At 45.9% G+C, this 13,636-nt stretch carries 16 protein-coding genes; 6 read left to right on the plus strand and 10 right to left on the minus strand.

From position 1 onward, the window contains the following. Positions 1-4: 4 nt before the first annotated feature. The 3 genes from R7R24_RS05865 to R7R24_RS05875 are packed head-to-tail and all read right to left on the minus strand — an operon-like array spanning position 5 to position 1,635. On the minus strand, positions 5-625 hold the full coding sequence (locus tag R7R24_RS05865; protein ID WP_031778857.1) for an HAD-IB family hydrolase: 621 nt from the start codon (positions 623-625) through the stop codon (positions 5-7). A gap of 38 nt (positions 626-663) precedes the next feature. Beyond that, positions 664-975, minus strand: coding sequence for a cupin domain-containing protein (locus R7R24_RS05870; protein ID WP_005374359.1), 312 nt, complete (start codon positions 973-975; stop codon positions 664-666). 9 nt (positions 976-984) lie between these two features. Then, entirely contained in the window at positions 985-1,635 is a 651-nt protein-coding gene (locus R7R24_RS05875; RefSeq protein ID WP_005374358.1) for a Qnr family pentapeptide repeat protein, read from the minus strand. A gap of 495 nt (positions 1,636-2,130) precedes the next feature. On the opposite strand from R7R24_RS05875, the gene ompW reads away from it, so the two are divergent. The 3 genes from ompW (at position 2,131) to R7R24_RS05890 (ending at position 5,501) form a co-directional block, all read left to right on the plus strand. Further along, positions 2,131-2,775 carry an outer membrane protein OmpW gene (gene ompW / locus R7R24_RS05880; protein WP_005374357.1) on the plus strand — a complete coding sequence of 215 codons (645 nt, stop codon included), beginning with the start codon at positions 2,131-2,133 and terminating at the stop codon, positions 2,773-2,775. A gap of 213 nt (positions 2,776-2,988) precedes the next feature. Continuing rightward, the gene (locus tag R7R24_RS05885; RefSeq protein ID WP_054578558.1) at positions 2,989-4,014 is read left to right on the plus strand and encodes an HlyD family secretion protein; all 1,026 of its coding nucleotides are present in this window, start codon (positions 2,989-2,991) and stop codon (positions 4,012-4,014) included. After that, positions 4,011-5,501 carry an MDR family MFS transporter gene (locus R7R24_RS05890; RefSeq protein WP_054578557.1) on the plus strand — a complete coding sequence of 497 codons (1,491 nt, stop codon included), beginning with the start codon at positions 4,011-4,013 and terminating at the stop codon, positions 5,499-5,501. Before R7R24_RS05885 ends, R7R24_RS05890 begins: the two co-directional genes overlap by 4 nt. A 96-nt stretch (positions 5,502-5,597) precedes the next feature. On the opposite strand, the gene R7R24_RS05895 is transcribed toward R7R24_RS05890, so the two are convergent. After that, a complete protein-coding gene (locus tag R7R24_RS05895) occupies positions 5,598-5,843 on the minus strand; it encodes a Rho-binding antiterminator (protein WP_054578556.1) in 246 nt (81 codons plus the stop codon). 180 nt (positions 5,844-6,023) lie between these two features. On the opposite strand from R7R24_RS05895, the gene R7R24_RS05900 reads away from it, so the two are divergent. Then, positions 6,024-7,160, plus strand: a complete 1,137-nt coding sequence (locus R7R24_RS05900; protein ID WP_054578627.1) for an MBL fold metallo-hydrolase — start codon at positions 6,024-6,026, stop codon at positions 7,158-7,160. A 78-nt stretch (positions 7,161-7,238) separates the two neighbouring features. On the opposite strand, the gene R7R24_RS05905 is transcribed toward R7R24_RS05900, so the two are convergent. The 5 genes from R7R24_RS05905 to R7R24_RS05925 form a co-directional block, all read right to left on the minus strand. Further along, entirely contained in the window at positions 7,239-7,664 is a 426-nt protein-coding gene (locus R7R24_RS05905) for a VOC family protein (protein WP_054578555.1), read from the minus strand. Between the two features lie 174 nt (positions 7,665-7,838). Continuing rightward, on the minus strand, positions 7,839-8,324 hold the full coding sequence (locus tag R7R24_RS05910; RefSeq protein ID WP_025768760.1) for a VOC family protein: 486 nt from the start codon (positions 8,322-8,324) through the stop codon (positions 7,839-7,841). A gap of 139 nt (positions 8,325-8,463) precedes the next feature. Further along, positions 8,464-8,793: a DUF4144 domain-containing protein gene (locus R7R24_RS05915; RefSeq protein ID WP_033907198.1), complete on the minus strand. Its 330-nt coding sequence runs from the start codon at positions 8,791-8,793 to the stop codon at positions 8,464-8,466. Positions 8,794-8,817: 24 nt separating this feature from the next. After that, on the minus strand, positions 8,818-9,354 hold the full coding sequence (locus tag R7R24_RS05920; protein ID WP_191116161.1) for a DUF924 family protein: 537 nt from the start codon (positions 9,352-9,354) through the stop codon (positions 8,818-8,820). Between the two features lie 69 nt (positions 9,355-9,423). Then, positions 9,424-11,271, minus strand: a complete 1,848-nt coding sequence (locus R7R24_RS05925) for a M3 family metallopeptidase (RefSeq protein WP_191116160.1) — start codon at positions 11,269-11,271, stop codon at positions 9,424-9,426. 276 nt (positions 11,272-11,547) lie between these two features. On the opposite strand from R7R24_RS05925, the gene R7R24_RS05930 reads away from it, so the two are divergent. Then, the gene (locus R7R24_RS05930; protein ID WP_017634365.1) at positions 11,548-11,910 is read left to right on the plus strand and encodes a hypothetical protein; all 363 of its coding nucleotides are present in this window, start codon (positions 11,548-11,550) and stop codon (positions 11,908-11,910) included. Positions 11,911-11,980: 70 nt separating this feature from the next. Here R7R24_RS05930 and R7R24_RS05935 read toward each other — a convergent pair whose 3' ends face one another. Continuing rightward, positions 11,981-12,154 (minus strand): hypothetical protein, encoded by a 174-nt coding sequence (locus R7R24_RS05935; RefSeq protein WP_005374332.1) that lies wholly within the window; start codon positions 12,152-12,154, stop codon positions 11,981-11,983. Between the two features lie 233 nt (positions 12,155-12,387). Here R7R24_RS05935 and R7R24_RS05940 point away from each other — a divergent pair, with 233 nt between their 5' ends. Beyond that, on the plus strand, positions 12,388-13,530 hold the full coding sequence (locus tag R7R24_RS05940; protein WP_081008279.1) for a sugar diacid recognition domain-containing protein: 1,143 nt from the start codon (positions 12,388-12,390) through the stop codon (positions 13,528-13,530). The last annotated feature ends 106 nt before the right edge of the window (positions 13,531-13,636 follow it).

Raw genomic sequence — 13,636 nt, forward strand, 5'->3', positions numbered from 1 at the left:
ATCGTTATTCGCTTGCTCTCCACTCGTTCCAGTTGAGCATCGCGTAGTCTGCCAGTTTGAGCATCGGAATGTCTTCGTGCGTATCACCGTAGGCATAAACAGACGCAAATTCGTCGAGCGAAAACGTGGCCCTAACGCGCGAGACTTTTTTTTCTAAACTGCAATCACCTTGCTGGTAAAAGCCACTCAGTTTTGGCTGTTCTGAGATCAGTTCACTGCACAGCAAGTGGTAACCGTTCGCTTCACACCAAGGCTTGAGATACGCATTGAGTGATGCCGACACCACCACAATGGTATCGCCTCTGTGCTGATGCCACGCCAACCTTTCCATCGCTTCTGGCCGTAAGTACAGCGGGATCACTTCGTGGGCAAACTGAGCGCCAATCGCTTCAATTTTCTGCGTTTCTTTCCCTGAAAATGCAATAAAACTGCTGAGAGGACGCATAACACGAGCGGGTAACACTCCGAGTTTGTACAGCGCATAAAATGGCATGATAGCGACCTTTCCCACTCGTTTGCGCAGGCCATAAGCAGAATAGTGGAGGAAAAGGCTAAACATATCCTCTCGGGTGATGGTGCCATCAAAATCAAACAGTGCCAGTGACGGCTTAGTAGTATCGAGCAAACTCAGCGCCTATTTTTTGGTTTAAGATCGTTTTGTGTTTATTGATAAAACACCGCCAACCAGATGGTTTCTTGCGTTGGGTCAGTCCAGCTCACTTTGTGTTTGGTATGAGCTGGAATCGTAACGTGATCGCCTGCCTCAAGTCGTTGCACGACACCTGATTCAAAAGTCAGCTCACCTGCTCCTTTAAGAACCAAGACCCATTCATGTTCTTCTTGATCGTACCAGCCACTTTCGGGCGAGGTTTGCCCCGTTGAGAGAATGCGTTCTATACGCAGGTTTTTGTGGGTCAGCAGGTCTTCGAACACTTCCTCGTCGAGGTTATTCGGTAAGTCTTTAAACAGGTTCATGGCCTTTCCTTAGAGAATGATCAGTCCAAAAGGCGCAAGCAATTGCTCTTGTTGCCAATCACAAATTTTAACACCAAACAGAGAAACGCGGCGAACATCCAGCCCGTCTAGTTCGACATGAGTCAGATCACACTGCTCAACGTTAAAGGTTCCCCATTGTTCTGGCGAGAATTCGCAGCGAGATAAATCCGAGCCTTTGAGAGTTGCCCCTGCGAGGTTCGCACCGTTCCAACGGTTTTCAAAGAGGTCACATTTTTCTAGTAACACTCGCTCGAAGTTACAGTAGGTGAGGTTGCAGCCAGTAATAAAAGCAGAACAGAAAAACATGGTGTTACTGACGCGATTAGCAAAGTTCGCACCTTGGAAGTTTGCCCCTTTGAGATCGCACTTACGTAGCTCCAAGCCCATACAATTTGCGCCGTTAAACAGGCTCATCGCCAACATGCAGTTCGTAAAGCTAGCGTCTTTTAAGTTCGCGAAGCGAAAACTACACCCTTCTAGCGCTTTGGATTCGATAAAGCGACAGTCGATGAACTTAGCATCGCGCAGATCGGCATGGTCGAAACAGCACATATAAAAGTGGCAGTTTTTAAAGGTAGCATTCTGAAAATCGTGATGAGAAAAGTTTTCTCGTTCAAAAATGAGATCGGTTTTTAACATGTCTTCTCCTTAGTTGCGAGCAGACTAGCACTCCAAGTGACTGATTTTCCAGAAAAATAACTTCTTGTATTTCAGTGTTTTACAAACCCCTCAAATCGCGATTTTAAGGGGTCAAACGAGCTTTTTAAGTGGGTTGTTTTTTGAAAATAGAAGACGTAGAGGACGAAAAAAGTTTTTGCTGGCTACGAGCCTTAACGAGAGGATTCGCATTTATGGGTATGCATGGCAACTCACACGCACAGTTTGCATTACAGAATTGTATCCTATTTGCATAATTTGTTGATCAATATGGCGTTTCTCCATACAAAAAACCTATATTTTTCACAAATTGATTTCCATCAAAATAGTAGGGTTTCTATGTGCTAGATTGCGCACAGCTCAAAAAGATATAGATACCCGTGTGCTTCAAGGCGCTGAGTTTACTTGAAATCTCAGATCAGTTAGCAGGCACCCCTTTGGGTACGACATAACGAAGCCCTACGAAAGGAAATAAAAATGAAAAAAACAATCTGCAGTCTAGCAGTGGTTGCTGCACTCGTGTCACCAAGTGTTTTCGCTCATAAACAAGGTGACTTCGTTCTTCGTGTTGGTGCGGCGTCTGTCGTTCCAAATGACAGCAGTGATAAGATTCTTGGTTCTCAAGAAGAGTTAGAAGTTGACTCAAATACGCAGCTTGGTTTGACGTTTGGCTACATGTTTACAGACAACATCAGTTTAGAGCTTCTAGCAGCAACACCATTCAGCCACGATATTTCAACAGACTTGTTAGGTCTTGGTGATATCGCGGACACCAAACACCTTCCACCAACGCTTATGGTGCAGTACTACTTTGGCGAGCCACAAAGTAAGTTCCGTCCATACGTGGGTGCAGGTCTCAACTACACCATGTTCTTTGATGAGGGCTTCAATAGCACGGGTAAAGGCGCTGGTCTTTCAGATCTTAAGTTGGATGATTCATTCGGTCTAGCAGCGAATATTGGTGTGGACTACATGATCAACGATCAATGGTTCCTCAACGCTGCTGCGTGGTACGCAAACATTGAAACAGAAGCAACTTACAAAGCAGGTGGAGAGAAGCAAAAAACCGACGTCAAAATTAACCCTTGGGTATTTATGATCAGCGGCGGTTACAAGTTCTAAGAAAAACCAGTAGTTACACGCACATTACTATTATTGGCATGACTTTGGGGGCGGTTACGGGGACTGCCCCTCTTTTTATCCTCGTTTTGATTGCACATCATTTACTCCACTTAGCAACATGCAAAATTGGATCTTTACCTTGCAGATCATTTTATTGTCGGAAGATCGAAAAGTCCTACACTGATCACATAATTGAACAAGTGGACAATATAAATGAGCGACGACATCGCAAAGCATTCCTCCTCCAGATCTAAGCTGGTAAAAACTCTTTTCTTTACTCTCTGTGTTATCGCATTTGGTGCGATGTATTGGTCTTGGCAGTATTCAGACAGTCACCCAAGCACGGAAGATGCCTACGTTAGGGCAAAAATTTTGTCGGTAGCGCCTCAGGTAAAAGGCCAAGTGGTTTCTGTGGATGTCAAAGACTTCCAATCTGTTAACAAAGGTGACCTACTGCTGAAGATAGATTCACGCCCATATTTGTTGGCAGTGAAGCAAGCAAAAGCGGCATACCAATTGGCGGTCCAGCAACATGACGTTGCCGATAAGCAGGTAACTGAAGCTGTTGCGGGCTTAGATGCGGCGCGCTCTAACCTGATAGAAGCGCAAGTAGAGTACAAACGTACGGATTCCCTAGTGAAACGCAAACTGGCGTCGGACCAAGATTTAGATACGGCGAAAAACAAACTCGCCAATGCCCAAGCGAGCCTAGAGCAAGCGCGCGCGACGGTAGAAAAAGCCATTGCGAACCGTGGTGAAGAAGGCGCAGAGGCTGCGGTCGTTCAACAAGCTGCAGCACAGTTAGCGCAAGCGGAGCTGAACTTGAGCTACACCGACATTACGTCACCAGTGGATGGCATTGCCGGTGAAATCAATACGCACGTAGGCTCGGTCGTTAGCGTGGGTCAAACGCTGTTCCCTGTGATTTTAAAAGGCAGCTATTGGGTACGCGCGAATTTTAAAGAAACCGATCTTACGCATATCAAACCTGGCATGCATGCGGATGTGGTGATTGATATGTACCCAGACGTGGTGTGGAAAGCAACGGTAGAACAGCTGTCGCCTGCGAGTGGTACATCGTTCTCTTTGATGCCACCAGAAAACGCAACGGGTAACTGGGTTAAAATCAAACAGCGTTTCCCTGTACGTTTGGCATTAGAAGTACCGGCCGATGCGCCGCAACTTCGCGTGGGTGCGAGCTCAGAAGTCACCATTGATTTGCAAAGTAGCGTGCAATGAGCCATCAAATTACGGCAGACAAACGGGGGATTGCCACCGTCGCCGTGATGCTTTCTGCCATCATGGTGTTAATCGATATGACCGTTGCGAACGTGTCGCTATCGCACATGATGGGCGCGTTGGGCGCAACGGCAGACCAAATTACTTGGGTGCTGACGGGTTACAGCATGGCGGAAGCGATCTTCATTCCGATGACCAGTTTCTGGGTGTCGCGCTTTGGTGAACGCAAAGTCATGCTGGTTGCCGTGGTCGGTTTTGTGATTGCCAGTGCGCTTTGTGGGCAAGCACAGTCTCTTGAAGAGATGGTGCTATTTCGCATTATCCAAGGCGCTTTCGGCGCGTCGGTGATTCCATTGGCGCAGTCGACGTTAGTGCAGATTTATCCGTATGAGCAAAAAGGCAAAGCGATGGCGATTTTCTCCATCGGTATTTTGCTTGGTCCTATTTTGGGCCCAGTTGTAGGTGGTGTGATCACCGACAACATTAACTGGCGCTGGATTTTTTACATCAACTTGCCATTCGGTTTGCTCTGTACCTCTTTGATTTATCGCTATATTCATATCGACAACAAATCCAAACCTAACTTTGACTGGTGGATCATCGGTTACATGGCGTTAGGTGTGGGCGCGTTGCAGTTTGTGTTGGATAAAGGGAATGAAGACGACTGGCTCAACTCACGCATGATCCAGACGGCGATATTGCTCGCAGTTATGGGATTGGTGATGTGGATCTATCGTAGTTGGAAAACCAAAAGCCCAATAGCGCCATTGTGGCTACTGAAAGACCGAAACCTTATGGTCTCGTCATTGATGATTGCCGTGGTGTCGATGGCGATGTTTGGTCTGACGACTCAACAACCAATGCTGTTGGAAAGCTTGCTGGATTATCCGGTCTCAACCACTGGCTTATTAATGGCACCGCGTGGGTTGGCGTCAGCGGCGATGTTGATTTTGGTGATTAAGCTCAATCCGCAATTCGATCCCAGAATCAAAATAGTCTTTGGCTTGAGCTGCATCGGGATTGGTAGTTATTTGATGACGCAGTACTCACTGCAGATCGATACATTTTGGATTGTGATGCCGAGTATGATTCAGGGGATGGGGCTTGGTTTAACTTTCTCGACGCTATCCACCTTGGCGTATTTAACGATTCCGAAAGAGCAATCTGTTGCGGCGGCGAGTATTTACAATCTGTTCCGTACCATTGGTAGTTCGTTTGGTATCTCTATCGCAACCACGTTCCAATATCGTGATAGTCAGCAGCAATGGCATGCGCTGGGAGAGGGTATTAATCCTTATAATCCTAACTTGCATGACTGGGCGGCCAATCAGGGGCTTTCTATTACCGACCCGGTTGCGTTAGACCAATACCAACAGATGTTGCAGCAGCAATCGCAAATGGTCGCGTTTGTGCACACCTTCCAGCTTGTGGGAGTGATGTTCGTGATCATGATGCCGATGCTGGTTTTCATTCGGTCGCGTGAATAACATGAAGTTCCGGTGAATAGTGTAAGAGAACGCCTCTCAAGTTGTGTCAGCTTGAGAGGCGTTTTTTATTGGACAGTGCCAGTGAAAGAAGGGCGTTTACTCAAACGTCACTTCGTCAAAATGCGGATTGGTTTTGAGCGCGCGCATTGCGACTAATTGCTCAGTCGGGAAGGCGGTGTGCTCACCATCCATATCTAAAAACAAGCACTCTTGTCGCTGCATGTCGTAGCCTGTGTCGAACGCGTTGCCCTGATGAGCTTCACCATTTTTTAGCGTGATCTCGATAGGGAGCTTAAACATACAGGCGATTTCAATAAAATCGTATTGGCTGCAAGTCACCATAGTTTTCTCCTTTCAAACCGACGCAGTATTCAGAAGGTTTGAGAACCGCTTCCTTAAATAGAAGACGTTTGATTGAAACTGAATCTTCATCTTACACCTCATTTTGGTCACGAAATAGACATACACGCACGTTTTAATAAACCTACTGTTGAGCGTTCACAAGCGAGACAAAACTACGATATGTCTGAGACGATACTTAAGCGCACATACCTAACGAGTGAACAAAAGACACAAAAGCCAAGTTCACTGATTTCCCCTCAAACCTACCATGCGCAGTTGGCGCACCGTGTTCACCACTCGCCTCAATTTGAAAACGGCCGCGTTAAAAACGAGATGCCAAATGTCCCTAGCCCGCAATCATTCTGGCAGGTGTGTTGGAGCTATCTTGGTGGTAGAACGCCATTGAGTCCTAACGAACATTTGCCACATTTCCCAATTCAACCTACGCAGTTTGCACAGCGAAGTGAATCGATGCGCGTTACTTGGCTGGGCCATTCCACCATGCTGGTGGAGGTCGATGGCATTCGAATTCTGACCGATCCGGTATTTGATTACGCTTCTCCGTTCGTCGCAAAAGCGTGGTTTGAACGCAATATTCCCAATACCTACGCCAGAGATTGTTTGCCGATTCCTGAAATTATCGTGATTTCGCACGATCATTACGACCATTTAGAAGCATCGACCATACGTTTCTACGCTGATAAATCCGTGACGTTTTATGTGCCCTTAGGGGTTGGCAAGCATCTGATAAAGTGGGGCGTTTGCGCAGACAACATCGTGGAATTCGATTGGTGGGATAGCGTGCACTATGCCGGAATCGAACTGATTTGTACGCCTGCTAACCATAATTCGGGTCGTACTTATTTCGATAAAAACGCGACCCTGTGGGCTTCTTGGGTCATCAAAGGAAAAGAAGAGACGCTCTATTTTAGTGGCGATTCAGCTTACGATTCGCATTTTTCCGAGATAGCACAGCGATGTGGACCAATCGACATTGCCTGTTTGGAAGTGGCTGCCGATGTGAAAGGCCAAGGTTATCCGGTCGAAAACTGGGGGCACATGCAGGCTCATCATACCGTGCAAGCGTTTCGCGATTTAAATGCGAAAAAACTGTTGCCAGTACATTGGGCTACATACGAGCTGTTTACTCACCGCTGGGACGAACCGATTTTAGATTTGCTTGCCCATTGTCAAAAAGAACATATAACGCTGCTGACGCCAATGCCGGGGGAGAGTTTTTTCGTTCATAAAAAACAGATAAATAAACAATGGTGGCGAGAAAAAGAAACAGGTGAGCCAGCTAGAATTTTGACTTAATAATATGTTCTTACTTCAATAATTATTTTAGAAGTTAACCTTGTTATTTTCAGAATATAACAAGGTTTTTTTACTCGCTTACTCATCAATCACTTGAGGTTTTAACTCGACGATATTTCCTTCCGGATCATGAATATAGAGTGAGCGACCGAATCCTTGTGCGCCGTAGCGTTTCGCAAACTCTTCGGTTTCAATGCCGTTCGAACGCAGATATTCCAGTAATTCATCCTCGGAAAAAGGCGCCAATTGCAGGCAAAAATGATCAATATTACGACCATTTTGAACTGGTGGCTTTCCGCCGAGTTGACCCAATTCGCTGTCTACCGTCACTACATCAATCAATGCGTTACCTGCCCTAAGTTGAGTTAAACCAAGTTCCGTTACTTGGCGCTCGACAGGGCAGCCCAAAATGTCTCGATAGAAATGCAACATAGCATCGAGGTTACAGGTCCTTAAAACAACATGATCAAGCGCTTTGATGGCGATTGGATTTTTGGTGGGCATGCTTCACTCCTTTTTGCATTGTGTTGAGGTAAGTATAAAGTGACCTTAAAAGTGGTGAGAGAAATGATCAAATTCCAGACGTTTTTTTGCTAGAGCGAGTGCAGAAACACTGCAACTTAAAGCAAACAAAAAAGGCTAGCGTATTGCTAGCCTTTTGGTATATGGATGGGGCTATTACTCGTAATCAGAAGCGTAAGTTTCTTCGTAAGAGTGTGAGTAAAGCTCGAATAGGTTACCGAATGGGTCTTCTAGGTAAACCATTTTCGCAGGCTTATTATCGTCTTCTGGGTGGTAACGCATGATGTCCATGCGAACTTTGCCACCTAGTGCTTCGGTGCGTTTGATAGCACCTTCAAAATCGTCTGTCTGCAAACAGAAATGGAAGATACCGATGCGAGAAAAATCCACTTCATGGCGCTCTTGACGCTCTTTCATTTCGAATAACTCAAGGCCGATGCCATCACTTGTCACAAGGTGCGCAATGTTGAAGCCTTTAAAGCCTTCCCCAAAGACCGCAATACACATTCTGCCAATTGCCGTTTCGCGTTCTTCAATCACTTTCGTGTTGCCCATAACGACTTTTAGACCTAGCGCTTGCGTGTAAAACTCAACCGCTTTGTCCATATCTCCGACCATAATACCGACATGATTCATTTTCATTTGTTTGCTCCCAACATGTGTGTTTGAACGTTGTCTTGTTTCGATGTGGGAGAGTATATGGCGTGATATTGATTACATGAAATTATCATAAATTATAAAAATGATAATTTTATTTAATGATGTGCGTATTGGGATTGATTTAGTGAGCTAAGGCCTCAACAGCTTGCCTCACCGAGGTGAAATGAATCTTGATAATGCACCGTTGCGCGAGGCTGAATTCATGCGATTGGATTAATGACGTAACCTCTTCTACGGACAGCGTTCGTTCTTTTGGGTGTAAAAGAGTGGTGTTCGAACCATTGTTTTTCAATTCGAACGTGTTGCCATTTGAGTCAATAACGTAATCATCTTGCCCAAAAATGAGGGCTTCGCATTCAGAGTCTAAGTCGGACTGGGAATGCGTGTAGATCAGCTCATCGTCGCCGTCTAGTTTTAGCAAGCATGGCCAGCATACTGCGTGGTCTCTCATGGTTAACTCATTATTCATTGTTATTTAGAAACTTGACCCAGGTTGTTGCAAAAACGCTAACTCTTCGGGAGTGCTCTTTCTTCCCAGTATCGCATTGCGATGAGGATAGCGCCCAAACTGGTCGATGATGGCTTTGTGTTTTAGCTCAAAATCGTAGTTATTTTCAAGCCCTGATGCGCGAAACAATTTTTCAGCTTCGACATGAATGAGGCGAGATTCGCTATGCATAAATGGCATGTACAAAAAACTTAGCTGCTCAGGCGCTAATTCTTTGTCGTGACCTAACCGAATTGCCTCTTGAGCCAATGCTAATGCGAGTGGGTCTTGTGCAAACGCTTTTGGGGTGTTGCGATACACATTACGTGAAAACTGGTCGAGGACGATGATTTCGGCCAATCGTCCTTGTGCGCTGTTACGCCAATTAAACAGTTCACAACGAGCGGCTTGTTCTAATACCGAGGCAAATCGCGATGCAATACGCTTGTCCAGTTCTGGGTTGTTTTCAAACCAATTTTGGGGCGATAGCTCCTCGAACCAAAATTTGATGACTTCTTGGTACATGGATCTTCCTTCCTATTGCATTAGCTAAAGAATAAAAAGCCAGAAGGCGAGCTCCTGGCTTTCTGCGTGTTATCGACCGTAAGTCTCTACGATGTAACGTTCAAAATCGTCACACATTTGTTCGTCAGAGATGGTGTTGCTTGCCAGCTCTTTACTGCCGTCGACGACTTTAATCGCGGCGTTCAGTGAAGCGACTGATGCTCGCTCTCGCGTCGCAAGTGAGTCGATTTTCTTCTGCTGCACTTCCCATGCCTGTTCTGGCGACAGGTTACACACGTCTGCAAGGTATTTGGCATTGAAGCCTTCGCCAGTCAGGCTGACAATGGTTTCGTTGTGCGACAAGTGATTGCCTGCGTGCCAGTAGTGTTTTGCCAGCAGTGGGCCAATTTCTGGGTTATCCGTCAGGTAACCAAACTTCTCAAGGAAGTATGCACGGGTCTGATACACCGCCATGTGCGCGAGTAGATAACCTTGATACGCACAAGCTGCTTCGTCGGATAGCAAATGTGGAATCGCCATCAGTGGGCGAGGGCTGCATTCCAAACCAAGGATCTGTTTTTCACAATCGCGAGCGAGCTTAGTGATGCGCTCTGGCGTTAACTCGTCATCGCTCAATTGATACAACGCGCGCTCAAAATATGGCACAACCAAGATGCTACGTTCTTCATAAGCTTTGAATGGCTGACGACTGTTGATCATCGCTTGAATGATCTCATTAGGAACCGAATTCCCTTCATCATCCAGTGCGTACTGTTTTAGCCAATCGGCATCGGTTAACAGGCTGTCACAGAACATCGACTGAGTTTCTGCATAAGCCATCGACGTCGGCGCAAACTCCTGCGAAAAACAAGGCGCGTTCATTTTTACGTTCGCAAAGTGTGCTGCGTGACCACCTTCGTGGAACAGCGTGTTTATGCCATCGTAGCCGCTGCCCACTTGGTCTGGTTTGGCATTGCTGGTGAAGTTCACCTGTGCTGCGCCCCATTCGCCTTGATTGTAGAATGAAGGGATAGGGCCGTGGCAGAACCCGTTCGGGTACTTACCTTTGCGGTCTAACAAATCCAGCGTTAGCGTCGCGCCAGAGTAATCAATATTCAGACGACCAAACGATTCTACCCAGCGTCTCAGAGATTTAGAGAACGGCACGTATGGGTCAAGGTCACGCATGACGTCACCCGCGAACGAGTAAACAAAGTTGAAGCCGGTGAGTGCGCTTGCGCCTTTCTCTTTCGCCAAGTTTTCTAAGCTGTTGAGGTGCGCATCTCGCGTGCGTTGTTCGAAATCTTCCAAAATCTCGAATAGCTGCTCAGAGCTCATCTTTTCCGTTTTTTGCACGGAGTAATCAAAGAAGGTCGCATAACCCAGTGAGCGAGCGAACTGGTTGCGTAGTTTGATCAGTTCTATAAAGCCGTTTTGCAGTAGCCATTGTTCAAGGTTCAGCAACGCTTGATGAGCCGATTGGCGAACTTCTTCATGATTGTTGGTGCGAATGGTTGAGCTCAATACTGGCAGTGAACCTTCCACTTGCTCGCCGTTTTCATCGGTAAACGTTTGTACGTGGTTCTGTTTTTTCTCGAACAGCTCAGCTTCAAAGGCAATGAGCTGATTTTTCAACGCTTGTGCTTTTTCGCCCTCGATAGCGTGAGATTCAAACATCGCCAGCCAACCAGATAGACCCGTCATGGTTTGTTGTTTCTCTTGTGGGTCGGTAATTGAGTCCGCGGCTTCAAGCTGTTGTTTGATGGCAGTAATTTGCTCGGCGTTGCTTAAAAAGCTTGTCCATGCCGTTTGTGCTTGCGTCGAGCCATCATGGTCATCGCTGATCCCCATGTAAGTTTCCCAAAAGAAATCTTCTTTGGTGCGGTGAATCGCAAGGTAACGTTGATTGAGGTCGTTGAGGTAATCCGTTGCGGTCATTTTGATCCTTCAAATGGTTTCGTTATGTAGACAGTTGATTATTGCACGCTTGGTCGCGAGAAAGGAACGCTAATCTCATTTGTCGATTTTGCATCGCGTAAAGGTGATTTTACTATTTGTTTACCTTTGGGTGAGTTAATAGGAGTTCTGAGCTTGCAGTATTAAGACTGGTATGGAGTTTACAGTTTATTAAGTAATTAATCCGCGATGCGCTATCGATGATCCTTATCAGGTGTAATAAGATTTCCATATCGTGGCGATACAGTTGGAAACAATATGATAAATAAAACAAAAGTTACGTTATTGGCGGTAGGTACGATTTTAGTTGGATGTTCTACAGTCGCGCCACCAAGAAATGATGCGGTTGAAAGCATTCAACAAAAGTGTTCTGTGATTTTAAGCAATGATGTTGCTGGCGACCAGCGCTGGCAGACTTATAACGGCTTGCTTGTAGAATATGCCGTGCATGGCGTTAAGAGTCAGGCGCAACTGGAACGTTTTGAAGCGTTTGTGCAGAGAGTGCAAGATGATGAGTCTGGACAGTTAGTTACAGAGTTGATTGAGGTCACCGACTGGGGATGCTCAAACGGCAACTATCTTGAAGAGATGAGCTTGTTTATTCAAGAAGTTCAAAAGTAAAAAACCGAGCGTTAAGTCGCTCGGCTTTTCTGTTTGTGGAGCGCTTTTTTGCGCTGGTTCGTCAGGACGTTTACTCCTCTGGATACTCGCCCATACCTTGCGTTTTACCTTCCGCTTTCCAATGCTCTCCAGGAGCAAATGCTTCATCGCATAAATCTACGGTGTAGCCCATTTCTGTGATTTCCTTCAAAGTGAGGTTATCAGCAATATTTGCAACTTCCCCCGATTTATTCCGTAACTCCATGTTGATCTCTCCTCTGTAGGTAGACGAGTGGCATCAATGCACAGTGAAGAATGCATTGGTAACCTTTGTTCTAAGTATATAACCCGCTGCTAAAAATGAAGGTTAATCCACTTTTTAAATATGGGTAATTGGATAATGCTTTGAGCTGCTTCCGTTATTTAGAACCGCAGCATCGCGATAGTTTGCCATTTGTGATTTATTGAGTGATTAAACGGTCAATTTGGAAACTCGAAATGGTGATTCTCGACCACGCTTTAGCACAACAAATTGTTGATCGAACCATGTCCATCATTGGTCACAATGTGAATGTGATGAACTCGGCAGGCATCATCATTGGCAGTGGCGACCCTAAACGTGTTGGGCAAGTGCATGATGGCGCGGTACTGGCGCTGAATCATGGCGATTCGCTAGAGCTTAATGAGCAGCAATGTTTGACGTTGCAGGGTGTCAAACCCGGTATCAATATGTTGTTGAAATTACATGGCGACGTGGTCGGTATTGTTGGCGTCACAGGAGAGCCGGAGAAAATCCGAGATTTTGCAAAACTGGTTAAAATGACCGCTGAACTAACAATCGAGCAAGCTGCGCTGGTGGAAAAATTTCAGTGGGACAGACGTCATCGTGAAGAGTTTATTCTGGCTTGGATCAATGGCAAATTGACCGATGAAGAGCTGAAAGATTGGGCGATGCGTCTTTCTATCGATGTTACTCAACCACGGGTGGCAACGGTGATTGAAGTCTCGACGCCGTCCGCCTCGAAAAGCATGAAGAGTGTGCGCAATATTGTTGAGCTGCTTGAATACCCAGAGCGTAACAACCTGGTTGCGATTGTCTCGGTGAATGAAATTGTGGTGTTGAAACCGTGTCATTCCGCCAAGCAGTGGGATAGCCAAATCGAAAGTGAACGCATTGATAAGTTGATGTCGCGTTTAAGCGATCACGATTCGCATACGTTTCACATTGCGCTAGGACAGCTGTTTAATGAGCCTAAAGATGTCGCGTTGTCATACCAAAGCGCGAAGCAGGTATTAGCCATTGGCAAGCAGTTCTACCCAGAGAAACGTAAGTACCTGTTCGATGAACTTCGTTTGCCTGTTTTGTTAGCGCCGTTGGCGGATATTTGGCAAGGTGAACAAATTATTGATGGCGTGAAACGGTTGAAAGAGAAAGACAAATCTGGGCAATTACTGAAAACCCTAGATGCGTTGTTTGAATGCAATGGCAATGTAACAGAATGCTCTAAAATGCTGTTTATTCACCGGAACACTCTGCGCTATCGGTTAGAGAAAATCACCGAGATAACAGGGCTACCAACTACCAATTTTGTGGGGTTAGCGGAGCTTTATATTGCGACTCGGCTCTCAAAAATGGCGTGATATTGTGCATTTGCACAATACGCGTCATTTTTTGACCACATCATTTGTCACTCCGCCTAAAGGAATTCGAAAGCAAACGATTAATAATTCATGCGTCCCTACATGT

Source organism: Vibrio sp. 704 (assembly GCF_033339295.1).